Annotated in this window: 17 protein-coding genes and 2 pseudogenes; 14 read left to right on the top strand and 5 right to left on the bottom strand. The window is 69.0% G+C overall.

Annotated elements, in window-relative coordinates:
- Positions 1–259: 259 nt before the first annotated feature.
- Both ABZS40_RS33405 and heR read right to left on the bottom strand, forming a co-directional pair.
- Positions 260–433 carry a hypothetical protein gene (locus ABZS40_RS33405; protein ID WP_354948257.1) on the bottom strand — a complete coding sequence of 58 codons (174 nt, stop codon included), beginning with the start codon at positions 431–433 and terminating at the stop codon, positions 260–262.
- A gap of 594 nt (positions 434–1,027) precedes the next feature.
- On the bottom strand, positions 1,028–1,795 hold the full coding sequence (gene heR, locus ABZS40_RS33400) for a heliorhodopsin HeR (RefSeq protein WP_354948255.1): 768 nt from the start codon (positions 1,793–1,795) through the stop codon (positions 1,028–1,030).
- Between the two features lie 184 nt (positions 1,796–1,979).
- On the opposite strand from heR, the pseudogene ABZS40_RS33395 reads away from it, so the two are divergent.
- A pseudogene (locus tag ABZS40_RS33395) lies at positions 1,980–2,093 on the top strand (AlpA family phage regulatory protein); the annotation flags it as partial.
- A gap of 593 nt (positions 2,094–2,686) precedes the next feature.
- On the opposite strand, the gene ABZS40_RS33390 reads toward ABZS40_RS33395, so the two are convergent.
- Complete coding sequence (locus ABZS40_RS33390) at positions 2,687–3,043, bottom strand: hypothetical protein (RefSeq protein ID WP_354948253.1); 357 nt, start codon at positions 3,041–3,043, stop codon at positions 2,687–2,689.
- Between the two features lie 135 nt (positions 3,044–3,178).
- Here ABZS40_RS33390 and ABZS40_RS33385 point away from each other — a divergent pair.
- Positions 3,179–3,522 (top strand): annotated as a pseudogene (locus tag ABZS40_RS33385) (transposase); the annotation flags it as partial.
- A 118-nt stretch (positions 3,523–3,640) separates the two neighbouring features.
- On the opposite strand, the gene ABZS40_RS33380 reads toward ABZS40_RS33385, so the two are convergent.
- The gene (locus ABZS40_RS33380) at positions 3,641–3,850 is read right to left on the bottom strand and encodes an MbtH family protein (protein WP_354948251.1); all 210 of its coding nucleotides are present in this window, start codon (positions 3,848–3,850) and stop codon (positions 3,641–3,643) included.
- Between the two features lie 346 nt (positions 3,851–4,196).
- Between ABZS40_RS33380 and ABZS40_RS33375 the strand changes: the two genes are divergently transcribed.
- Positions 4,197–8,123: an amino acid adenylation domain-containing protein gene (locus ABZS40_RS33375; protein ID WP_354948249.1), complete on the top strand. Its 3,927-nt coding sequence runs from the start codon at positions 4,197–4,199 to the stop codon at positions 8,121–8,123.
- Positions 8,124–8,131: 8 nt separating this feature from the next.
- On the opposite strand, the gene ABZS40_RS33370 is transcribed toward ABZS40_RS33375, so the two are convergent.
- Entirely contained in the window at positions 8,132–9,460 is a 1,329-nt protein-coding gene (locus ABZS40_RS33370; protein ID WP_354948248.1) for an MFS transporter, read from the bottom strand.
- Between the two features lie 347 nt (positions 9,461–9,807).
- On the opposite strand from ABZS40_RS33370, the gene ABZS40_RS33365 reads away from it, so the two are divergent.
- The 11 genes from ABZS40_RS33365 to ABZS40_RS33315 are packed head-to-tail and all read left to right on the top strand — an operon-like array spanning position 9,808 to position 21,331.
- The gene (locus ABZS40_RS33365) at positions 9,808–12,060 is read left to right on the top strand and encodes a type I polyketide synthase (RefSeq protein WP_354948246.1); all 2,253 of its coding nucleotides are present in this window, start codon (positions 9,808–9,810) and stop codon (positions 12,058–12,060) included.
- Positions 12,057–12,326 carry an acyl carrier protein gene (locus tag ABZS40_RS33360; RefSeq protein ID WP_354948244.1) on the top strand — a complete coding sequence of 90 codons (270 nt, stop codon included), beginning with the start codon at positions 12,057–12,059 and terminating at the stop codon, positions 12,324–12,326. The genes ABZS40_RS33365 and ABZS40_RS33360 overlap by 4 nt, the downstream gene beginning before the upstream one ends.
- 53 nt (positions 12,327–12,379) lie before the next feature.
- Complete coding sequence (locus ABZS40_RS33355; protein WP_354948242.1) at positions 12,380–13,771, top strand: aminotransferase class III-fold pyridoxal phosphate-dependent enzyme; 1,392 nt, start codon at positions 12,380–12,382, stop codon at positions 13,769–13,771.
- On the top strand, positions 13,768–14,193 hold the full coding sequence (locus tag ABZS40_RS33350) for an acyl-CoA thioesterase (RefSeq protein ID WP_354948240.1): 426 nt from the start codon (positions 13,768–13,770) through the stop codon (positions 14,191–14,193). Before ABZS40_RS33355 ends, ABZS40_RS33350 begins: the two co-directional genes overlap by 4 nt.
- The gene (locus ABZS40_RS33345) at positions 14,180–14,677 is read left to right on the top strand and encodes a hypothetical protein (RefSeq protein WP_354948239.1); all 498 of its coding nucleotides are present in this window, start codon (positions 14,180–14,182) and stop codon (positions 14,675–14,677) included. Before ABZS40_RS33350 ends, ABZS40_RS33345 begins: the two co-directional genes overlap by 14 nt.
- Positions 14,671–15,825, top strand: a complete 1,155-nt coding sequence (locus ABZS40_RS33340) for a beta-ketoacyl synthase N-terminal-like domain-containing protein (protein ID WP_354948237.1) — start codon at positions 14,671–14,673, stop codon at positions 15,823–15,825. Before ABZS40_RS33345 ends, ABZS40_RS33340 begins: the two co-directional genes overlap by 7 nt.
- Positions 15,822–16,376, top strand: a complete 555-nt coding sequence (locus ABZS40_RS33335; RefSeq protein ID WP_354948235.1) for a hypothetical protein — start codon at positions 15,822–15,824, stop codon at positions 16,374–16,376. Before ABZS40_RS33340 ends, ABZS40_RS33335 begins: the two co-directional genes overlap by 4 nt.
- Positions 16,373–17,758, top strand: a complete 1,386-nt coding sequence (locus tag ABZS40_RS33330) for a class I adenylate-forming enzyme family protein (protein WP_354948233.1) — start codon at positions 16,373–16,375, stop codon at positions 17,756–17,758. Before ABZS40_RS33335 ends, ABZS40_RS33330 begins: the two co-directional genes overlap by 4 nt.
- A complete protein-coding gene (locus ABZS40_RS33325; protein WP_354948231.1) occupies positions 17,755–19,314 on the top strand; it encodes an amino acid adenylation domain-containing protein in 1,560 nt (519 codons plus the stop codon). The genes ABZS40_RS33330 and ABZS40_RS33325 overlap by 4 nt, the downstream gene beginning before the upstream one ends.
- A complete protein-coding gene (locus ABZS40_RS33320) occupies positions 19,311–21,083 on the top strand; it encodes a condensation domain-containing protein (protein ID WP_354948229.1) in 1,773 nt (590 codons plus the stop codon). The genes ABZS40_RS33325 and ABZS40_RS33320 overlap by 4 nt, the downstream gene beginning before the upstream one ends.
- Positions 21,080–21,331 carry a phosphopantetheine-binding protein gene (locus ABZS40_RS33315; protein ID WP_354948227.1) on the top strand — a complete coding sequence of 84 codons (252 nt, stop codon included), beginning with the start codon at positions 21,080–21,082 and terminating at the stop codon, positions 21,329–21,331. The genes ABZS40_RS33320 and ABZS40_RS33315 overlap by 4 nt, the downstream gene beginning before the upstream one ends.

The raw sequence follows: 21,331 nt of genomic DNA, 5'->3' as shown, positions 1-21,331 counted from the left end.
CCGCTTCTTTCCCATGCTCTCCATGATGCTGAACATCCTCCCGGAGACCCCAGGTCCCCTGATCTCGGATGTCCGTCAAAACGGGGCAGGCCCACGGGAGCCTGCCCGGCTAACGACCGGCCACAACAGACAGACAGTGCGATCACCGCGCGCCACAGGATCAGCATCGACACTGACCGCTAAACTACTGGCGCAACATCCGCACGAAACATGCCGATGAGCTGCCGAAACTCCACATCACACAAGTGCGGCTGGAGTACTAATCGAGGTCGGCAACCGCGGCCGCAGCCCCGACAACACCAGACTCGACGCCGACCTCCCCGCCCCGCTCACCGTCGGCGGCCGCGGACTGCCCCTGATCGGCGCACTCGCGGACACGGCCGCTTTCGTCGCCGGTACGCCGGGCCAGGTGCTGCTCCGCATCACCAAACACCTCACCGGTGTACGAGCAGCACCCACCCGCTGACCGGCAAGCCGCAGCCGATGCGACGTGTCGCGGCGGCAGCCCACGGCGCGACGAGGTCGTCGAGACGAGCCACCCACCATAAGAAAGCTTAAGAATACGAGGTGTCCGGGAGGCTGTCTCGGTGTGCCGTCTCAGGCGCGGACTGTCGAACGCCGGGTTGGCACCTGCGCTCGCGGCAACCTCGTTGATCTCGGCTAGCCGTGTGTCCGCCGCCGCTCGCCACGTGGTTGGCAGGCGTCGCGGCTTCGCCACCTTGCAGACAGGGTTGTCCGACGCAGAGAAGCTTGACGGTCATCCGTCCCTGCTGATCGAGTAGCCGCAGGCAATGCGCCCCGGGCAGGAACGTACCGACAGTGGCACGGACGCCATACGCCGAAGCAGCTCGACGCCCTCGGTCGCCGGCACCTGGGTCTTGCGACCTGCTCCGGAGCGGGACCTCGAAACGGCGCGAAAGTCGTCGTCGGGCTCACCCCGCACGTCGCCTTCCTGCAGCGGGCCGACCGCCGATGGATCACCTCGGTCGGCGGCACCTGTGCGGGAGCCCCACGGCAGGAGGGTGGGTCAGGTGCGCAGCACGTTGGCGTAGATCAGCCAGGCCAGCGCGGACTTGGCCGCGAGGCTGAGCACGATGTACGAGACCTCGCCGTAACGGTAGTCACGCCAGCGGCCGCGCTGGGCGTACTGCAGGGCCATGTTGACCGCGAAGCTCGCGAAGAGCAGGAACTGCACGATGATGATCGCCCACACGAAGCCGGGGATCTCGGGCAGCTGGGCCACATAGACAACGATCGCCAGCCAGGGCGCCAGGCCGACCAGCGAGCCGAACCAGAAGGCGCTCCAGTCCGCGCGTCCCGGCGTCTGCTGGCGCTCCATCAGCAGGCCGAACAGGATCATCGCGGTGTTCGCGGCGAAGATCCCGATGACCGCCGCAAGGTCGCGGATCCCGACGAACAGCCCGATCAACACGATCATGATTGACGCGCTGACCGAGTACTCGATCCAACGAGCGTAGTTGGCCCGCCGGTCGAGGTTGCGCTCGTACCAGCGGTGCACGCCCGGCGCGGCGGTCACGAAATGGTCGAGCGCGGCCAGGAGCAGAAACACCGCCACCGCCGGTCCGACGGCGATTCGGAAGGCCACCTCCGGGAGCGTGGCGTCCCGCAACGTCACCGGGTCCGCGGTCAGGTACGACGCGGTCACCGGCAGGGACAGGTCGCTGCTGGCCGCCCACATCAAGATGCCCTCGGCAGCCAGCACGAGACCGACGAGCACGTTGAAACCGCGCAGCCGCCGGTAGCGGTCACGGCCCCCCGTCGCGTGGTACTCCATGGCCGCCACCCTAGGTACACGACGCCGCGTCCGCCGGGACTTGGGATATTCCCTCCCCTCCCCATGCCTGAGGGTGGGCCGCGGCGAGATCGGTGACGGAACGCCGCACACGTCGGGTCCGGCGGCACCGTGGGTGTCGGACGTGGTTCATCGTGGCCGGTGAGGCCCTCCGCCGGACGTGGCCGAGAGTATCCGCGCCTTGGGTGCCAGCACCGATGTGGCTACCGCTGCGTCGGTGCTCGGCATGTCCCGCTCCACGGCCTACAAGCTGATCCGGCGTGACGCGTTCCCCGTGCCGCACTTCCGCGTCGCCGGCCATACGAGATATTGGTCCCACTCGCCTACATGAGCCCCGGGCGCGACCAGCTCCGCCGCGAACTGGCCGAACACCTGCCCGCCGCCGCCGAACCCGAGCACGCGCCATAAGCCCGTCGCAGCGGTCCGCAATTCAGAAGAGCTACGAAATGCCCTTCGACAGGCTGCGGAGGCGGTTCGGCGACGAGGGACAACACCTACACCGGCCGCGCCTGGTCCTGGCTGCGACGTCGACAACCCGGCGCGGCTGAGACGAACGCCGGGCCAGCCCGGCGTGATGCTGCGTAGCACAAACTACGCGGCAGATGAGGATGCCTGCCTGCGGCGGCGGCATCGCGGCCAGGCGGGAACGTGGGTCAAGCAACCGTCGGCGAGACCGGTGCATCCCGTCGGCGGCGTGCTCCGTGCGGCGGTCACCCGCGACGGGGCGCGGGGTCGGCAACTGGCGCCTGGACGACGGCGAGGTCGTAGTCGAGCCGTTCGACGAGCCCGACCTGCCGGCCTCTGCGGCGGCGACGGTCGAGTCGGCGGATGTGACTCGTTTCCTTCGTTCGTGAAGCGGTGCCGACGGCCCGGTCAATAGTCAGCCTGGAAGGCGAAATATGAACCGCGGATGGTGCCGGCGAGCTTCGACTTCTGCCGCGCGAACTTGAACCGCGCAGCGAGTTCCTCCGGGATTTCCATGCCGTCGGCGAGCTTGAATCCGACCGCCCGTTTGCTCGGGTCGTCCACGGTGTACATCACGTTGATCGACAGGCTGCTCTCGTAGAACACGTAGGCCATTCGGATGTTGTCGATCAGGAACGCCGTGGCCTCGAGTGGGCGGGACGAGATGACGAGCTCGCGTTCGTCGCGGAGGATCCGGTGCACCCAGTGGATCGCTTCGGCCGTTTGGGGCCACGTTCGGTCTTCCCGGCGTGCCTTATCGCTCACGAGTCTGGCGCCTCGGACCTATGACCTCGTCTCGTCGGTGCGCGCCGGACGACAGCCTTGGCCACGGGCTTGGGGTGGTCGCCAGTCCACGCGGCTCCCCGCCAGACGCGGTAGCAATCGGCTTCGATCTCGGACGACCGGTGGACCTGGCTCGTGTTGGCCGCCTACGCCCAGCTACACCTCGCCCGAGGCGCCGTCGGCGACCTGCGTCGGCCCTGGGAACGCACCGCACCACCCCAACGACTCGCGCCCGCCCGCGTCCGCCGAGGCTTTCGGCACCTACGCACCAAAGCCGGCAACCCCGCCTGCGCACCGAAAACCTCCCGGCCGGGACTCGGCCAACCACCCGGACTACGCAACCGCCACCCGGCAGCCCGCCACGACGTCCACATCGTCACCGCCGCCACCAGCACCAAACCGAAAGCGACACGAGGAAAACGAAGACTTCGAATAGCCCGAGGCCACGCCGCACAGGTTAAAGATCAAGTTAGGAGCAGCGCCTCCCAGGCACCCACGACGTACACGCAGCAGGCAAGATGGCTCAGTTCACCTGCGACCACCGGGCGACATGGTCTGCCGCACGCCCCGGGGCGGAGGTTAGCCCAACTTTTCGATGAGACTCTTCGGGCGCATGTCGGCCCACGACCGGTCGACGTAGGTGAGACAGCCTCGATGGCCGGCCGGGCCGAAGACGGTTAGCCACCCGTCGGGAATGTCAACAAGCTCCGGCCACAGCGCGTGCTGGTTCTCGCTGTTCACCACCACGACGTAAGTCAGCGTTTCGTCATCGAATGAATCTCGGTCCATCACGCAACTCACTCCACTGTGGCGGTCGCCGAGTGCAACGGTTTCAGCGCGACCATTCGACGTGACTGGCTGGGCAATATTTCATCACTCGACTCGGACCATGTCAAGTAGACGTGGCGACCAGCGCTTATCCAGCGCCGTTAACGTCCACGCCTCCAATCGTTCAGATTAGAACATACTCCGACTCTTGACATGGAAGTTCCCGTCTGAACTACTTGGGGGCAGGGATGGATCACGGTGAATTGTGCAGCGAGCTGTGGCACCACCAGAAAACAATTCCTTGACGTCGAGGCACGTTTCTCGTTGCGACTCGCCCAGGAAAAAGCGCGGCGGATACCGGAAGGCTATGAGGAAGTGCGCGTTGCGACAGCGAATTTCTAACGACCAGATTAAGACCCGCAGGTACCGGGCCGAACCTGCCGATGTCGCCGCTGTACTCGCCGGTCACCAGACAGTCGCGCGCGCCCATGTGCTGGCCGGCCGGAACGAAACCGACCTCATCGCGTATGTCGTGCCCCGCGATCGACGACGGGTTCCCCAGGCGGCTGAGCTGGCCGCCCATCTACGGGACCGGCTGCCGGTGCCAGTGGCACCACAGGCGTACGTGGTCCTCGATGCATTGCCGATGACCAACGATGGCAGGGTGGACGTGGCCGCGCTGCCGCGGGCCAATGGCTGGGAACGTCGGGAGCGCGCACCCCATGTCGCACCCCGGACCGCAACCGAGCGGGTGGTCGCCAAGGTCTGGGGTGAGGCGGTCGGCATCGACCGCGTCGGGATTGAGGAGGATCCGTTCGACCTTGGTAAACACCCCATGACCGCGCTCCAGGTGATCGCCCGGATCAAGTTGGAGTTCGGTATCGATCTTCCGCTCCGAGAGCTGTTTCAACACCGTACCGTCGCCGAACTCGCCGACTGGCTGGAGTCCTCGCAGCCCGATCCGGCCCTCTCATGCCTGCCTTCGGCACGCGAGCCGGACGCCGATGCCGGCATTCCCCTGTCATTCCAACAGGAACAGGTTTGGTTCCTCCATCGGTTCGCTCCGGACACCATTGCCCACCACGCGCAGACGACGGTCCGCGTTGCGGGCGTATTCGATCTCGACCGACTCGACCGCGTTATCACGGAACTTCATCGGCGGCATGAGATCTTACGCAGCACGTACTCGGAAGTCGGTGGCAAGCCGTGGCAGGTGGTGCATCCGCCACAACCGGTCCAGGCAACGCGACTCGACATCAGTGACGTTCGCGAAGGACAGCAGAAACTGCTCGCCGAGATCGTGTCCGGGGAATTGCGTAAGCCGTTCGACATGGAACACCTGCCGTTGATTCGTTGGACCGTTGTGCGACTGTCGGTCGCGGAATACGAAATCATCGTCGTACAGAACCACCTGCTGCACGATGGGTGGTCCTTCTCGCTGCTGATGCGTGATTTCAAGGCGCTGTACAACGCGTTCGCCGAAGGCGTCGAGCCCTCGCTGGCCGAGCTGCCCATCCAGTACCGGGACTTCGCGCGCTGGCAACGCTCCGCGCTGGAGACCCCGCCCATGCGGGCGCAGCTCGCTTACTGGCAGAACCAGCTCACTGACCTTCCACCCCGTCTGGAGCTGCCGGCGGACCGCCCCAGACCCGGGGCCCAGAGTTTCCGCGGGAAGACCCTGCGGGTGGACCTGCCACCCGGGCTCGCGGCGGCAATGAGCTCATTCTGCCGCGCTCACCGGGTGACGACGTTCAGCACCATGCTCGCGGCCTTCTACGCCTACCTGTACCGCTACACGGGGCAGCGGGACATCTGTGTCGGGTCTTCGTTCGCCAGTCGTCAGGCGCCCCGGACCGAGGACCTGGTCGGCATGTTCGTCAACACGGTGCTGTTGCGGTGCGACGTCGACGCCACGCTGGGCTTCGAAGACCTCGTCGAAAAGGTGCACAGCGTCGTGCTGGACGCGACGGCGAACGAGCTGCTGCCGTTCTCGGAGCTGGTCCGGGTGCTCAACCCCACCCGGGAGCCGGGCCGTAACCCGCTGACCGACGTTCTGTTCAGCGTCGACGACTCCCCGATCCCGAACCTCGACCTTGCCGGAGCGACCGGGACGATCTTCGAGCACGGTAATGGCGCGGCGAAGCTGGACCTGAATGTCGTGGTGATCCCGCACGCGGAGAGGCAGGGCCCCGACGCCGATTACACCGACGGCAGGATCACCATGCTCTGGGAGTACGGCGTCGATCTGTTCGACGGCGCGACCGTCAGCCGGATGGCCGAGAGCTACCTGCGGCTGCTGGCTGATGCGATCGCCAGGCCGGCGGTACCGCTGTTCAAGCTGGCGGTGCTCAGCCCACGGGACCGCGTCAGGATGCTGGCCGACTGGAATCCCGAGCGCCATCACCCTGCCGACGACGGCGCGCTCGTTCATCACACCGTCCGGGAGCAGGCCCGGAAAGCACCTGACGCTCCGGCCATCCGCGACGGGGCCCGCGAGGTCAGCTATGCCGACCTGATCCACCGGGCGGACTCGTTGGCCGGCATCCTCCGGGCCAACGGTGTCCTCCCTCGTACGGTCGTGGGTCTGTGTCTGCCTCGCGGCGCGGACCTGGTGATCGCCGAGCTTGCCGTGTTGTGCGTCGAGGCGGCCTACCTTCCCCTGGACCCGGAAAATCCGCCGGCACGCCTGGCCGGCCAGTACGCCGCCGCCGGCGCCGTCCTCGTCATCACCGACAGCGTGCACGCGAACCGCCTCCCGGATGGCCAGGCACGGCTGCTGATGGACCGACTGCCGGATGTTCCCGATGAAATCGACGCCGGTCCGGCGGATCCGGCGGCGCACAACGACCTCGCCTACCTCATCGCGACATCCGGCTCGACCGGCCAGCCGAAGATCGTGATGGTCGAGCACCGGTCGCTGTCCAATGTCGTCGCCTGGCGTCGTCGGCGCTGTGACCTCGGGCCGTCCGACCGGGTCGCCCAGATCGCCTCTCCCGGGTTTGACCCGTCCGTGACCGACATCTGGCCAACCCTGACCTCCGGCGCGATTCTCTACGTGCCCGACCAGGACACCAAACTCGATCCGGAGCGCCTGCGCTCGTGGCTGGTCGACGAGGGCATCACCGTCACCGAATTGCCGACGGCGCTGGCCGAGCGCGTCCTGGCGCTGAACTGGCCGGCCGAGCCCGCCCTGCGGGAGCTGATCATCGGGGGCGACCGGCTCCGCGTCCGTCCGTCCGGCGACCTACCGTTCCGGGTGCTCAACGAGTACGGCCCGACGGAGACCACGGCGACCGCAACGGCCGGGCACATCGAACCCGCCGGAGCCTCGCACATGTCGCCGGACATCGGCCGTCCGATCGCCGGGACCAGCGTCTACATCTTGGACGCGTGGCGGCAGTTGGTCATGCCCGGGGTGCCCGGAGAGCTCTGGATCGGTGGCACCGGTGTCGCACGCGGCTACCACGGTTCGGCCGGGCTCACTGCGGACCGCTTCGTCCCCGACCCGTTCTCGGACGTCCCCGGGAGCCGGATGTACCGCACCGGCGACCTCGCCCGGCATCTCCCGAGCGGTCGGATCGACTTCATCGGCCGCCGCGATCGCCAGATCAAACTGCGTGGCTACCGGATCGAACCAGTCGAGATCGTCGAGGCACTGCGCGCTCACCCCGCGGTCACCGACGCGGTAGTCCTGGCCAGGACCAGCGAGGACGGGAGGGGGGAGAAGCGTCTCGTCGCCTACCTCGAGGCGGAGGACCAGCCCGCGCTTCGGCAGCAACTGCGTGAGCACCTCGCCAGCAGGGTGCCGCGCTACATGATTCCCACCGATCTCATAATGCTCGACTCGTTGCCGCTCAACCGGAACGGGAAGGTGGACGAGCGGGCCCTGCCGGCTCTGGGACCGGCCGAGCCCGATCCCGACTTCCGGGCGCCCCACGCCGGTACGGAGCGGTGGCTTGCCGAGACCTGGTGCGCCATCCTGCGGCTGGAACGAGTCGGCGTTGACGACAACTTCTTCGAGATCGGCGGGCACTCGCTGCTCCTGTTCGAGGTGCAGCGGGCACTCGCGGGTCGGGGTCACAACCTGTCGATCGTGACGTTCTTCGAGTACACGACGATCCGCCACCTGGCGACGTACCTGGATAAACGTGACACGGCCTCCGGCGAGGACGCCGGCGAGTCCGAGCGAGCGGCACGACGAGGCGTCGGGCGCGCTCGCCTGGACCGGCGCCGGACAGCGTTGCGATCGGCCGAGCGGACGAACGCCTCCGGTGACCTTGCGGAGGGCACGTGACCGACGAGTTACCGCGGACTCGCCGCGGGCTCCTCCGGATAGGCGTTCTCCTCATCGGACGCAGTTTCTGCCGCCGGCATCTCTGAATCGTAATGAACGACGTCGCGTAGCTTGGGGATGCTGGAGAACAACGGCGGCAGAAAAGAAAGGGCGTTGAGCCCGGCTGCCAACCAGAAGACGCCCGGTAGCCCGATCACACTGACCAGCAGTCCCCCGCCGGCCGCTCCCATAGGAATGACGCCATAGGTCGCGAAACGGAATACTGAATTCATCCGTCCCAGGAGATGCGGTGGCGTCACCGCCTGGCACAGGCTGACCTGAAGGACGTTGAAGATGAATGCGCCGAGGTAGGCGACGAACAATCCCGATGCGAATGTCGCCGGCCCGGTGGAAGTCGGCAGGATGACCGATCCGGCGGTGAACAGCACGATCGAGACCATGAAGGTGATCCCGGTGCCGAAACGGCGGGCGAGCGGCTCCGCCACGAGCGCCCCGACCACACCACCGCCATTGCCGACCGCGAACGCGACACCGATCATTGCAGGGCTCAGGGACAGCTCTTCGGTCGCGAAGACCACCTGCAGGGCAAGGATGATCGCGGAACCGAGCTCGGCGAGCGTGGCGCACAACAACAGCGGGCGCATCAACGGATGGCCGAAGACGAAGCGCATGCCCTCGCGGATGTCCTTGCGGAGGCTGCTCTTCTCGGTTGATCGTTGCACCGGCGCCGGTTTGCGGATGCGGAGGACGTGGTACGCCGACCACAGGTAGGTGACCGCGTCGGCGAGCACCGCGAGCGGGGCGGTGAGCAGCTGCACCATCAGGCCGCCGACGGCTGGACTGCCGATCTGCGAGACCGAGCGGGACAGTTCGAGCTTCCCGTTGGCGTCGATGAGGCGGTCCTGGGCGACCAGGGTGGGCAGGATCGACAGCTGCGCGACGTCGTAGAACAGCGTGCCCAGGCCGATGATGAAGGTCACGACGTACAGCAGCGGCATGCTGAGAACGTCCATGGCCAGCGCGATCGGCACGGCGAGCAGTGCCGCCGCCCGGATCAGGTCGGCCCCGACCATCACCGTGCGCATCGGCAACCGTTCCACCCAGACGCCGGCGGGGAGACCGATCAGCAGAATCGGCAGGTACTCGACGGCCCAGAGCAAGCCGACCTCGAACGGCGTCGCGTCGAGGGCAAGCAGCGCCACCAGCGGCAGGGCCAGCAGGGTGATGCCGGTGCCGAAAAGGCTGGTGGTCTGGGACAGCCAGAGGTTGCGGTAGTCCGCGACGGCCCAGAGGCTGCGGCGCAGACGCGATCGCCACCCAGTCGTCTTGGGCATCATCTTCCTTTGGTAGCTGATAGAGGAACTTAAACAAATTGCTGGACCCGTGGCCTGACGACGCATTGTGACCGCATGGCGACTGGGCGGGCAATCCATTCTCACTAGACCTAGCGGAGCCATGCTTTGTCAAGCCGTCGTGCGGAATAGGTCAACGCCCCGAGTGGAGGTGTAGGCCATCGGAATCACTTGATGTCTGCCTGATGTTAACTTGTTTCTCCCCGATGATCGCGAGCACGGTTGGTTACGCTCCAACCGGCACTGCGCAACACCTTCTTATGGGTGATTGCCCGTTCGACGGTCTTTCCGTCGTGTCGGCGTCCCGATCGATTCTGCCCGGAGACCGAGATATGAGTAGTGAAGACGCAGACGACAGCGGATATATCGCCGTCACGGCCATGGCCGGTCGTTTCCCGGGGGCTTCGGACGTCGAAACCTTCTGGGACAACCTCTGCAACGGTCGGGATTCGGTGTCGATGCTCTCCAACCAACTGCCGACGGCGGACGGGCACGTGCCGTCCTACGGTCTGCTGCGCGATCCGGATCTCTTCGACGCCGACTACTTCGACTACTCGCCCGAAGACGCCCTGATCATGGATCCGCAGCACCGGCTACTGCTCGAGTGCGCACACGAGTCACTCGAGCGGGCCGGGCACGGTGGTGCGGAGCGCCTGTCGACCGGCGTGTTCGTCGGCGGGTCCATCACCGACCACAGCGCCCATGTCCGTGCATGGGGGCGGGCTCGGGGCGTCCCGTTGCCGGACTCCCGTGTCCAGCAGGGAAACGACGTCGACTTCCTCGCCACCCGGATCGCCTACAAACTGGGCCTGACCGGGCCTGCCATGGCGGTCCAGTCAGCCTGCTCCTCGTCCTTGGTGGCGGTTCACGTCGCCGTCGGCGCACTGCTCGCGGGTGACTGCGAGATGGCGATTGCCGGCGGGGCCTCCGTGCTGGCCGCGATCCCGACCCTGCATCACGATCCGGACGACATCTTCGCCGACGACGGGCGCTGTCGTCCGTTCGACGCGCAGGGCCGCGGCACCGTGCGGGCGAGCGCGGTGGGCCTGGTGGTGCTCCGTCCGCTCGCTGAGGCACTGAGCGACGGTGACCATGTGCACGCGGTCATCCGCGGTACCGCGGTGAACAACGACGGCCGACGCAAGATGGGTTTCCACGTGCCGAGCGTGGCCGGGCCGGCCGGAGCCGCCCGCACCGCTCAGCTGGTGGCTGGTGTCGACGCCGACGAGATCGGCTACGTCGAGGCGCACGGCACCGGCACCGCGCTGGGTGATCCGGTCGAGGTCGCCGGATTGACCAGGGCGTTCCGTCAGAGCACGGACCAGACGGGGTACTGCCGTATCGGATCGGTCAAGGGTAACGTCGGCCACGCCGACGCGGCTGCGGGCATAGTCGGACTGATCAAAACAGTGCTCTGCGTGGAGCACGCTGTGCTTCCCGCCAGCCTGAACTTCAGCGTGCCGAACCCGGCGATCGACTTCGCGTCCTCCCCGTTCGTCGTCAACGACCGGACCGTTGCGTGGGAGTCCGGAGGGCGGACCCGGATCGGCGCCACGAACGTGATCGCAGTCGGCGGCACCAACGCCCACGCTGTGGTCGCCGAGCCGCCGGCCGCGCTCCCGACGACCCCGGGGCGACCGGACCAACTGCTGGTCCTCTCGGCCCGGACCGGGCCCGCCCTTGAGGACGTCGCCCGCAGGCTGGCCGACCACCTCGAACAGCATCCGGACGCCGATCTCGCCGACGTCGCCTGGACCCTGCAGACGGGCCGGGCGATGCAGTCCGATCGCCGGTTCGTGGTCGCCGCGGACGTGCCCGAGGCTGTCGCGGCTCTACGCGGCTTTCCGAAGGGCGAGCACGGCACGGGCCGTATACGGCGACCGCGCGTCGTGTTTCTCTTCGCCGAGCCCGCCGCTGATCGCACAGGCTCCGTCGCTGCGATCCACGGCGCGGAGGGAACATTCCGTGCCCACCTGGACGAGATTGCCGAAGCCGCACACCCGCTTCTCGACCACGACCTCCGCCAAGCGCTGCTCGCGGGTATGGAGAGCACGCCCGCAGCGCACCTCGCTGTGCAGTACGCGACGGCGAAGCTACTGATGTCCTGGGGTCTGCGCCCCGACGCCGTGGCCGGGCAGGGGCTCGGCGCCCGCTGCGCAAAGGCCGTCGCCGCAGAGCTGAACCCCGCCGATACCGCCCGCCTGATCGTCGCGCAAAGCGAAACCGAAGTCGGCGCGGCCGTTGCCCCGAAGGGGCCACTGCTCTGCGACGTTCCAGCCGCGTTGGACGGCACACCGGGGCAGATCGTCGTACACATCGGAGCGGAGCGGCCCGCGGCGCCAGCCACCGGTGTCGTCGACTCTGTGTGCGTCGACCTGCTGGACGAGCCCGGGCAGTCGACGACCGGCTTACGGACGGCGCTCGCCGCGGTCGGCCGGCTCTGGACGGTCGGAGCGACCGTGGACCTCGCAGCCCTGCACAGCGACGAACGACGGCGCCGCGTGCACCTGCCCACGTATCCGTTCGAGCGACACCCCTACCTGGTTCCACACCCAATTTTCCCCGACCTAGGAGCACGACTGTGAACGACATCGAGCGAGCCATCGAATCCATGCTGGTCACTGACCTGTTCGTCGAGGTTCCCGCGGATCGAATGACCCCTGACGACCGGCTGCGTACCGACTTCGGGCTGGATTCCCTCGGCTTCGTCGAGTTGCGGGTGCAGTGCGAGAACACGTTCGGCGTCACCATCACCGACGCCGAGTTCACCCCGGAGAACTTCACAAGCATCCGCACCGTTGCCGACCTCGTCCGCAGCCTCCAGGCCAGATCACCGGCTGCCGGCGGCTGAGCATCCGCACCTCAACGGCGTTCTCCTACGCAGCACGGCCGAAAGGAACACCTATGACAGCCGCCGACGTGATCGGGTTGCCCGGTCACGCATCGACCCGGCCCTGGTTTGACCGCGATGTCCAGTTCGACCACTACGGAGCGGAGCCGCTGCCGTTCGGGTGCACCGGGGCGAGCGGGATCGTCCAACACTTCGTCGAGCTGACCGGCGGCGAGGCGAGCCGCTCCTTCGACGTGCTGGACGCCAGCGGCGGCTACGGGTCCGCCTGTCTGGGCGCCGGGTCGGAGGTGATCGTCACGGCCATTGCGGCCGCGGTTCGGACCGCAGGCTACGTGACCGACGAGGTCGCCTCGGCGGAGCGTTCCCTGCTCCTGGAACGGCTGTTCGCCAGCGGTGGGCTGTTCGCCGACCGGTTCCCGGCGGCGGACTACCGGGTCAGCGGGCGCAACTCCGGCTCCGAGGGCATGGAACTCGCGCTGCGCCTCGTCCTCGAGTCGCGTTTCGACCGCCGCCGGCTGCGGGCCGTGCCCGGGGCTGAGCAGCGCGACCTCGTGCTCGGGTTCGAGGGAGCGTGGCACGGCTGGTCCGGGGGGCTGCTCCCGTTGCTCAACCGCCGCCACTACCGGATCGGCCTGCCGACGATCGCCCCGGAGCAGTTCGGCTTCCGCACTAACCACATCCCGTTCGGCGACCTCGACGCGGCCCGGGAGTGGTTCGAGCGCAATGGGGACCGGGTGCTGGCGGTCGTGGTCGAACCGATCCAGGGCGACGCCGGGATCCTGGTGCCCGAACAGGGCTACCTGCGTGAGTTGGCCGCGCTGGCCAAGCGCAGCGGCGCGCTGCTTGTGGCCGACGAGGTGCTGACCTTCGCCAAGACCGGCCGGTTCTTCGCGATGACCGATGACGCGGGCCCGGTCCCCACCGATATCACCGTTATCGGTAAGAGCCTCGGCATGGGGGCGCTGTCCACCTCGATGGTCATCGCGCGCCGCGAGCTCGGGATTCGCCCGACCGGCGCCGTGGCCACGTCCGACCTGCGACCCCTCACCTGCGCGGTGATCCGGGCCGGGCTCGAGCACATCGTCGCCGAAGGGCTACTGGAGCGCTCCGCGGTGGTTGGCGCCCACCTGGGTCGGCTGCTGCGCGACCGGGTGGTGGCGCAGTTCCCCGACCTGTACGGCGAGGCCCGGGGCGTGGGTCTGATCCACGGGATCGAGCTCACCGACCACGCCGCTGCCCGTCTCGGCGACCTGCGCACCGCGATGATCCGCAACGGCGTGTACGTGGAGTTCATGTCCGGGGCCGGACGCCGTTCCCACGGCCTGCGATACCTGAACGCGACGATGCGGGTGGCACCGCCGCTCGTGGCAACCGTGGACGACGTCGAGTCGATCGCGACGCGGCTCGCGGCCGGGTCGCGTGCCGTCAGGGAGGCTGCGGCATGACGCGACTGCTGCCGGTCCGCCGTCGCGTCGAGCACGCCGACACCGACGCGTCCGGCGTCGTGCACTTCGCCAGGTATCCGGCTCTGCAGGAGACCGCGCTGCTGCAGAACCTCGAACGGCTCGGTGTCGGCCTCGACGTCCTCGCTGGTGCCGGGTTCGACCTCGTCGTCACGGAGTCGACGACGAAATACCGCTCCCCCGCCCGCTATCCCGACGAGCTCAGCCTCGAACCCGCCGTCGGGCACCTCGGCGCCGCACGCGCCCGGATCGACACGACAATCCGGCGGATCGCCGACGGCGTCGAACTCGCCACCGGTTGCCTCGTCGTGGCCCTCACCGACCGCACGACCGGCGCGCCGTGCGCGCTGTTCCCCGCCCTGCACGCCGCCCTCGAGGAGACCCGCTCCGATGCCCTCCGTTGAACCAGAAGCCGTGGACGTCCCGGGCCGCATGATGGGCTTCGCCGAGATCAAGACCTGGCTACGCCACCGGCATCCGATGCTCTACCTCGACCGCGTGCTCGACTACGAGCCGGGCGTGCGGCTGGTCAGCAGGCTTTCGGTGTCAGCGCAGACGGACACGATCGCCGGGCACTTCCCGGAACGCGCGATCTATCCGGCCAGCCACCTGAGCCAGGCCTTCGCGCAATCCGGGATCATCCTGTTCCAGGTCAGCACCTCGCGCCTCGCCGACGACGAGCTGACCCTCGTCGGAGCGATGAACTCCCGGTTCTTCCGGATCGTCGCCCCCGGTGACACGGTGACGATCAGCGTCTCCGTCGACCGTCAGTTGGACAACACGTTCTTCTTCTCCGGCCGGGCCGTCGTGGACTCGTCGACGGTTGCCGCGTTCCGTGCCAACCTCGTCCGCCGCAAGGTCGCCGACATGGGGCACCAGTGGTGGTGAGCGGCCCGGGTGGCGACGGCGACGTGCTGGTCACCGGGATGGCCTGGTCCACCGCGCTGGGTTCGAAGCTGGACGACGTGTGGCAGGCGTTGCTGTCAGGGGCGACCGGGATGGCGCCCGTGCCGAGCGCCCACCCGCTGCGCAATGACCAGGCGGCGGTCCTGCCGGATCTGCCGGTGGACCTCGATCCGGTCCGGCGTCAGCTCGGGGCCGGCTCGCGGACCCTACGGGCCGCAGTGTCGGACGCGGGGCTGGACATCACGGACCCGCAGCTACGCCTGGTGGTCGGCACGAGCTTCGGCTCGCACCTGGACGTCCCGCCCGACGGGCTGAACCTGTGGGGCGAGGCGCTCGCGACGGAGCTGGGCCTGGCCCGCCGGCCGCTGGTGGTCAGCACCGCCTGCTCGGCGGGCTCGGACGCCATCGTGGTCGGGGCCGCGCTGATCGGTATGGGCGAGGAGGAGATCTGCGTCGTCGGCGGCGTGGACGTCCTGACCCCGGCCAAGCGGCTCGGGCACTCGGCCCTCGGCACCATGTCGCCCACCGCGCTGCGGGCCTTCGACGCGAGCCACGACGGCACGATCCTCGGCGAGGGCGCGGCATTCCTCGTCCTCGAGGAACGCCGTTCGGCGCAGGCACGCGGGGCCCGCCCACGGGGCCGGCTGGCCGGCGTCGGCTCGGCGAACGACGCCACCGGCCCGACCGCTCCCGACCCGAGCGGTGACACCGTCGTGCGGGCGGTGCGCGCCGCCCTGGCCGCGGCCGGTCGCGGTACCGCCGAGGTCGGGGTGCTCAACGCGCACGGGTCCGGCACCCCCGTCAACGACGACGTCGAAAGTCGTGCCTTCGCTACTGCTTTCGCGAGTCGAGAGGCAGCGGGTGCAGTGACGCCCGTCGTGTTCGCGACCAAGGGCGCCTTCGGTCACACGCTGGGGGCCACCGGAGCGCTGGAGGCCGTCGCGGTGTTGCTGGCCCTGCGTGACGGCAGGGTGCCGCCGGTGCCCGGGCTGCGGACGGTGATGCCTGGTTTCCCGCTGCCCCTGCCGAGCGGCGGCGTGCCACTGCCGTTCACTGGCGATCTCGGACTCAGCGTCACCATCGGCTTCGGCGGGTTCACCACGTGCCTCGCGCTGGAGGCCCCCGAATGACGGTCGAGGACATCGCGGTGCACGCAGGAGCTGGGCTGGTCCCGCTGGCCAGGGCCTGGGCCGGCCGCGCGCCGAACGCCACGACACACCAGCGCATCCCCTCCCAGTACGCCGACCCGGCGTCATGGTTGGTCCTCGACGCCGTGAACGAGCTGTGGGCGGGATGCCCGGACGCCGTGCGGACGGCCCCCGAGACCACCGCGATGGTCCTGGTCAGCACCTACAGCACCATCGACACGATGTCGGCGATCGCCCGTGCCGTACCCGGTGGACGGCTCTCGGCGCTGCGCTTCGCCGGGGCGAGCGCCGGTGGCCCCGTCAGCCTCGTCTGCCAATCACACGGCTTTCGCGGGCCGACCCTCGTCATCACGACCGCTCCGGAGGACGGATGCCCGGCAGCCCTGACGATGGCCCGGCACTGGCTGCGAACCGGTGCGGCGAGCCACGTCGTGGTCGCTGTGCACGACCACGATTCGCTACGCGGCCACGAGGTGCGGTGCGTCGTGGTCGGAGCCGAACCGGACCCACGTCCGTCGGGAGGACCGCAGTGAGCGCAACCATCACCGGCGTCCCGGATCGTGCCGCAGTGCGGGCCTTCCTGGCCGCGTCCGTGGACGCCGAATCAGGTGCCGGGAGACCCGACGAGCCCGAGGTCGTCACGGACGCGGTCGCCGGCCTGGACCTGCCGCCCGGTTCCCTGGTGATGATCGCGATGCCGAACGGCCGGGTCGCGCTCGCCGCGTTCTTCGGGGCATTGCTCGCCGGGGCGGTTCCGCTGCTGCTACCACCGGCGGCGGGAGCCGCGCGGATCAACGAGATCAGCCGGCGGCTGGGTGGCGCGGCGCTGATCGCGCCCCGGATCGACCCGGCGCGGTACGGAGCGACGGCGGTGCGCCCGCTCGGCGACCGGTGCGAGGCGGCGCTGCTGGACGACCGCGCGCACCCGCGGTACCAGCCGGGCGAGGTCGTGCTGGTGACGTCAGGGACTTCCGGGATCACCAGCGGCTGCCTGCACGGTGTCGACGCGCTGATGCGCAACGCTGACCGTCACGCCACCGCCATCGGCCAGCGTGTGGACGACACGGTCCTGGTGTCGCTGCCCCTGTATTACTCCTACGGCCTGGTCGCGCAGGCGATGGCCGCGTTCGTGCGGGGGTCGCGGCTGGTCGTCTCCGGACCGCCGTTCACCCCCCGGTCCTTCGCCGACACCATCCGCGCCCACGACGTCACGGTGTCCTCGCTGACGCCCAGCGCGGCGGCCCGGCTGGCCGCGGACCCGCCCGCCGGACCGCCCGCCCTGCGGGTGCTCACCGTCGGCGGCGACGCCCTCGACCCGGCACACGTCGGCTCGCTGCTGGCCAAGGGGCCGCAACAGGAGCTCTACCTCACCTACGGCCTCACCGAGGCCGGCCCGCGGGTCACCACGCTCGCCGCGCATCAGGAGCCCGAGCACCGCTGGGGCTCGGTGGGCGTTGCGCTGCCGGAGGTGCGGACGTACCTTCGCGACTCCGCCGGCGACGGGCTCGGTGCGGAACTCGTCGTCGAGTCCGACACGGTGCTGCGCCGACGGCTCCCCGGGGGCGCCCCCACCGTAACCGGTTCCGTCGCCACCGGCGACCGGTTCGACATCGACTCCGAGGGCTACCACTTCTTCCGTGGACGCTCCGGCGATTCGGTCATCATCGCCGGGGAGAAGATCTGGCTTCCCTCGGTGCGCCGGATCGCCGCCGAGGTCCCCGGTGTCCAGCACGCCACCACCACCGTCTACCGCGACGACCGCAACGAGCTGCGCTACAGCCTCGACGTCACGGTGGACGACCCCGGGCCACGGCAGGCCGAGATCGAGCGCGCACTCAACCGCGTCCTTCTGCGCGCTGAGCGACCACACCGGATCACCTTGTGCACGGCAACGACGGAGGAGTGGCGCAAATGAGTCCTGCGGCGAGCACGGTCCCGGCGCTGCGTGCGGTCGCCGAGCGCGTGCGGCTGACACCGCACGTCGAGGCGGTCTGCTCGGCCCACGAGTCCATCGACTACCACGGCCTGTGGGAGCGGTCAGCGCAGGTCGCAGCGCGGGTCGGGCAGCTCGGAGCCGTCCCCGGCGCGGCCGTCGGCGTACACCTGGAACGATCTATTGATCTTGTCGTGACGCTGGTCGGGTTGTTGCGCTCCGGCTGCGTCGCGGTACCGCTGGACGTCGGTTATCCGCCCGACCGGCTGCGGTTCATGTGCGCCGACGCCGGCGTGGAGTTGATCATCGGCCACCGGGGTCCCCTCGACCGGCTGGGCGGCTTCACCACCGTCGTGACCGATGGTGAGGTCCACTACGCCACCGCGGGTTCGGCCTGGGCGGTGCCGGACCCGGTTGGCGACAAGATCGCCTACATCGTCTACACCTCCGGGTCCACCGGCCGCCCGAAGGGCGTGCTCTACGGCCACCACAACCTCGCCAATCTGGTGGCCTGGCAGTCCGAGGCCAGTGAGTGCGGCCCCGGGGACCGGACTCTCCAGTTCGCCCCGGCGTCGTTCGACGTGATCTATCAGGAGGTGCTCCCCACGCTCGGCGAGGGCGGCACCGTCGTCTGTTGCGACGAGGACGACCGCCTGGACCCGCAGCTGCTCTGGGACCTCATCGAGCGGGAACGGATCAACCGGCTCTTCATACCCTTCGTGATGATCCAGTCGCTCGCCCTGTTCGCCGCTGAGGCCACCCCGGAGACGCACCCGCTGCGCGAGATCCTCACGTCGGGTGAGCAGGTGCAGTCCACCGCGGCGATCCGGGCGATGTTCACCCGGCTGCCGGACTGCAGGCTGGTGAACCAGTGGGGCACGACCGAGACCCACGTCGCCACCTGGTACCGGTTGCCCGCGGACGTGGTCGACTGGGTTGACCTGCCCTCGATCGGCAGGCCGATCACCGGTACCGACGTGCGGGTCTGCGATCCGACCGGCCGGCCGGTGCCGGACGGCGAAGTGGGCGAGCTGTGGATCACCGGGGCCGCCGTCGGACCCGGCTACCTGAATCTGCCTGAGCGCACCGCGCGGAGCTACCGCACCGATCCGCTGGACGCGGCCGTACCCGCCTACTGCACCGGGGACCTCGGCCGGGTCACCCCGGACGGTTTCCTGGAGTTCCTCGGCCGTCAGGACACGCAGGTCAAAGTGCGCGGTTTCCGAATTGAACTCGGCGAAATCGAGAGCGTGCTGGCCGCGGACCCGTCCGTCGGACAGGCGGTGGTGGTGGTCGCGGGTTCCGCAGCCGAGGAGCGGAACCTCCGCGCGTTCCTCGTGCCGAGATCGGTCCCGGAGGACGTGCCGGCCTGGACGGCTGGCCTGCTCACGGCCCTACGCGACCGGTTGCCCGCCTACATGGTCCCGGTCAGGGCCGAGGTCGTCGAGGCGTTGCCGCGCACACCCAGCGGAAAGGTCGACCGGCTTGCCCTGGCCGCCTGGGATACCCGACCGACGGCGAGCGGAGATTCAGCATGATCGAGCGGGTCACCGCCGAGGCGCCGGACCACATCCCATCGCTGGACGGCAAGGCGGGGCCGCTGCCGCTGTCGGGTGCCCAGCGGGCGCTGTACCTGGTCGAACTGCTCCACCCGGACACGCCCATGTACAACATCACGGTGGCGGTCCGTTTGGAAGGCCCGCTCGACGTGCCGCGGCTCCGGAGCGCCGTCGCGCGTGTCGTCGCACGGCACGAATCGCTGCGTTCGACCTTCGCGCCCGGCATCGCGCCGTCGTTCGAACCCGTGCAGCGCATCGGTGACCCGGCCGTGGAACTGCCCGTCGTCGAACTGGACGTCGACAAGACCGAGAGCGCGGACGCCGCGGCGCTCCGGCTGGCCCAAGCCTGGGCCGACGAGCCGTTCGACCTCCAGCGTGGACCGCTGCTGCGCACGCGACTGCTCCTGACGGGGCCCGGTATGCACCTGCTCGTCGTCACGATGCACCAACTGGTCTCCGACGGTCCGTCGCTGCACGTGTTCTTCGACGAGCTCGCCCAGGGGTATGACGGTGGGCCCGAACGCGCCGCGCTGCCCCTTCAGTTCGCCGACTTCGCGGCCTGGCAGAGGGCACGCCCTGTCGACGCCGAGCAGGTCGGCTGGTGGCGCGAGCACCTCGCCGGGGCCCCGATGGTGCTGCGACTGCCGACCGACAAGCCACGCCCGCCGGTCGCCGGAACCCACGGGGGGAACCACCGTCACCTGCTGCGCGCCGCGGTGATGACCCCGGCGCTGCGGCTGGCCCAGCAGCTGCGTGTGACGCCGTTCGTCCTGGTGCTGAGCGCGTACGCCACCCTCCTCTCCCGCCTCGCCGAGTGCCGCGACGTGCTGGTCGGCGTCCCGGTAAGCGCCCGCGACCGCGCCGAGCTGGAAAGCATGATCGGGTTCTTCGCCACCACACTCCCGGTGCTCGTCGAGGCGCACGACGACCGGAGCTTCGCCGACCTGTGCCGATCGGTGCAGGCGGAGCTGCTCGACGTCCTGACCTACCGCGAGGTGACGATGGAGCAGCTCGTACAGGAACTCGCGCCCGATCGCGACCCCGGGCACGCCCCGCTGGTCCAGGCGTTCCTCTCCTTCGAACAGGAGCCGATCGTGAGCCCGCGTCTGGCGGGCCTGCGCGCCACGGCCACCGACCTCCCGCCGAGCGGGGCGAAGGTCGACCTCGACATGCTCGTCTTCCGCTCGGCCAACGGCGGGGACGACTTCGACCTGACGCTCACCTACCGGACTGATCTGTTCGAGGCGGCCTCGATCGCGCGGATGGCCGAACACTTCGAACGGCTCCTCGTTGCGGCCGTCGCGGATCCCGCAGCCCCGATCCGCTCGTTGCCCGGCTCGGTCGAGGACGTCTTTCCGCCCCCGCGTTCCGTGGCGGTTGCGGCGGCGCCCCGCCTCGACCTCACGACGTCGGCTCACACCGGCATGGAACAGAGCCTCGTCCAAATCTGGCGGGAGGTGCTCGGCCGCGACGACGTCGGCCGCGACGACAACTTCTTCGACCTCGGGGGTACGTCCTTCGCCCTCGCCGCCGTGCACACCCTGATCGGTGCTCGCACCGCAGCGACGACATCGCTGGTGTCGCTGCTGGAGTTCCCGACGATCGCCGCGCTCGCCCAGCACCTGGGCGACGGACCCCGGACTGAACCTGCGGTCGCGGAGCCGACCAGTCCGGCGCGTGCTGCCGGGATGCGCGAGCGCCGCAAGCGGCTGCTGCAAGGGCGCTCCGGACGGGGGGCCGGCGAATGAGCACGAACGTCGAGGGGGCCGGGAACGGGACGGCCGCCGTCGTCGCCGCGGTCTGGTGTGAGCTCTTCGAGGTGCAGCAGGTCGAAGCCGACGACGACTTCTACGCGCTGGGTGGCCATTCGATGCTCGCGATCCAGATGGCGTCCCGGTTGCGGACCGAGCTGGGACTGCGCGTACCGGTGCGCACGATCCTGGAGAACCCGACGGTGGCCGGCCTCTCCCGACTGCTGGACGAAGCCGGCGACTGA

Origin of the sequence: Micromonospora sp. NPDC005324 (assembly GCF_040607155.1) — a bacterium.
In the GTDB taxonomy this organism is placed as follows: Bacteria; Actinomycetota; Actinomycetes; order Mycobacteriales; family Micromonosporaceae; genus Micromonospora; species Micromonospora trifolii.
This window is presented reverse-complemented; position numbering and strand designations above follow the sequence as displayed.

Excerpts from the sequence above, each read along its gene's own strand:
- ABZS40_RS33350 (WP_354948240.1), top strand. The coding sequence starts at position 13,768 with ATGACGCGACTGCTGCCGGTCCGCCGTCGCGTCGAGCACGCCGACACC.
- ABZS40_RS33325 (WP_354948231.1), top strand. The coding sequence starts at position 17,755 with ATGAGTCCTGCGGCGAGCACGGTCCCGGCGCTGCGTGCGGTCGCCGAG.
- ABZS40_RS33370 (WP_354948248.1), bottom strand. The coding sequence starts at position 9,460 with ATGATGCCCAAGACGACTGGGTGGCGATCGCGTCTGCGCCGCAGCCTC.
- ABZS40_RS33375 (WP_354948249.1), top strand. The coding sequence starts at position 4,197 with ATGAGGAAGTGCGCGTTGCGACAGCGAATTTCTAACGACCAGATTAAG.
- ABZS40_RS33380 (WP_354948251.1), bottom strand. The coding sequence starts at position 3,850 with ATGGACCGAGATTCATTCGATGACGAAACGCTGACTTACGTCGTGGTG.
- ABZS40_RS33335 (WP_354948235.1), top strand. The coding sequence starts at position 15,822 with ATGACGGTCGAGGACATCGCGGTGCACGCAGGAGCTGGGCTGGTCCCG.
- ABZS40_RS33365 (WP_354948246.1), top strand. The coding sequence starts at position 9,808 with ATGAGTAGTGAAGACGCAGACGACAGCGGATATATCGCCGTCACGGCC.
- ABZS40_RS33315 (WP_354948227.1), top strand. The coding sequence starts at position 21,080 with ATGAGCACGAACGTCGAGGGGGCCGGGAACGGGACGGCCGCCGTCGTC.
- ABZS40_RS33320 (WP_354948229.1), top strand. The coding sequence starts at position 19,311 with ATGATCGAGCGGGTCACCGCCGAGGCGCCGGACCACATCCCATCGCTG.
- heR (WP_354948255.1), bottom strand. The coding sequence starts at position 1,795 with ATGGAGTACCACGCGACGGGGGGCCGTGACCGCTACCGGCGGCTGCGC.
- ABZS40_RS33345 (WP_354948239.1), top strand. The coding sequence starts at position 14,180 with ATGCCCTCCGTTGAACCAGAAGCCGTGGACGTCCCGGGCCGCATGATG.
- ABZS40_RS33355 (WP_354948242.1), top strand. The coding sequence starts at position 12,380 with ATGACAGCCGCCGACGTGATCGGGTTGCCCGGTCACGCATCGACCCGG.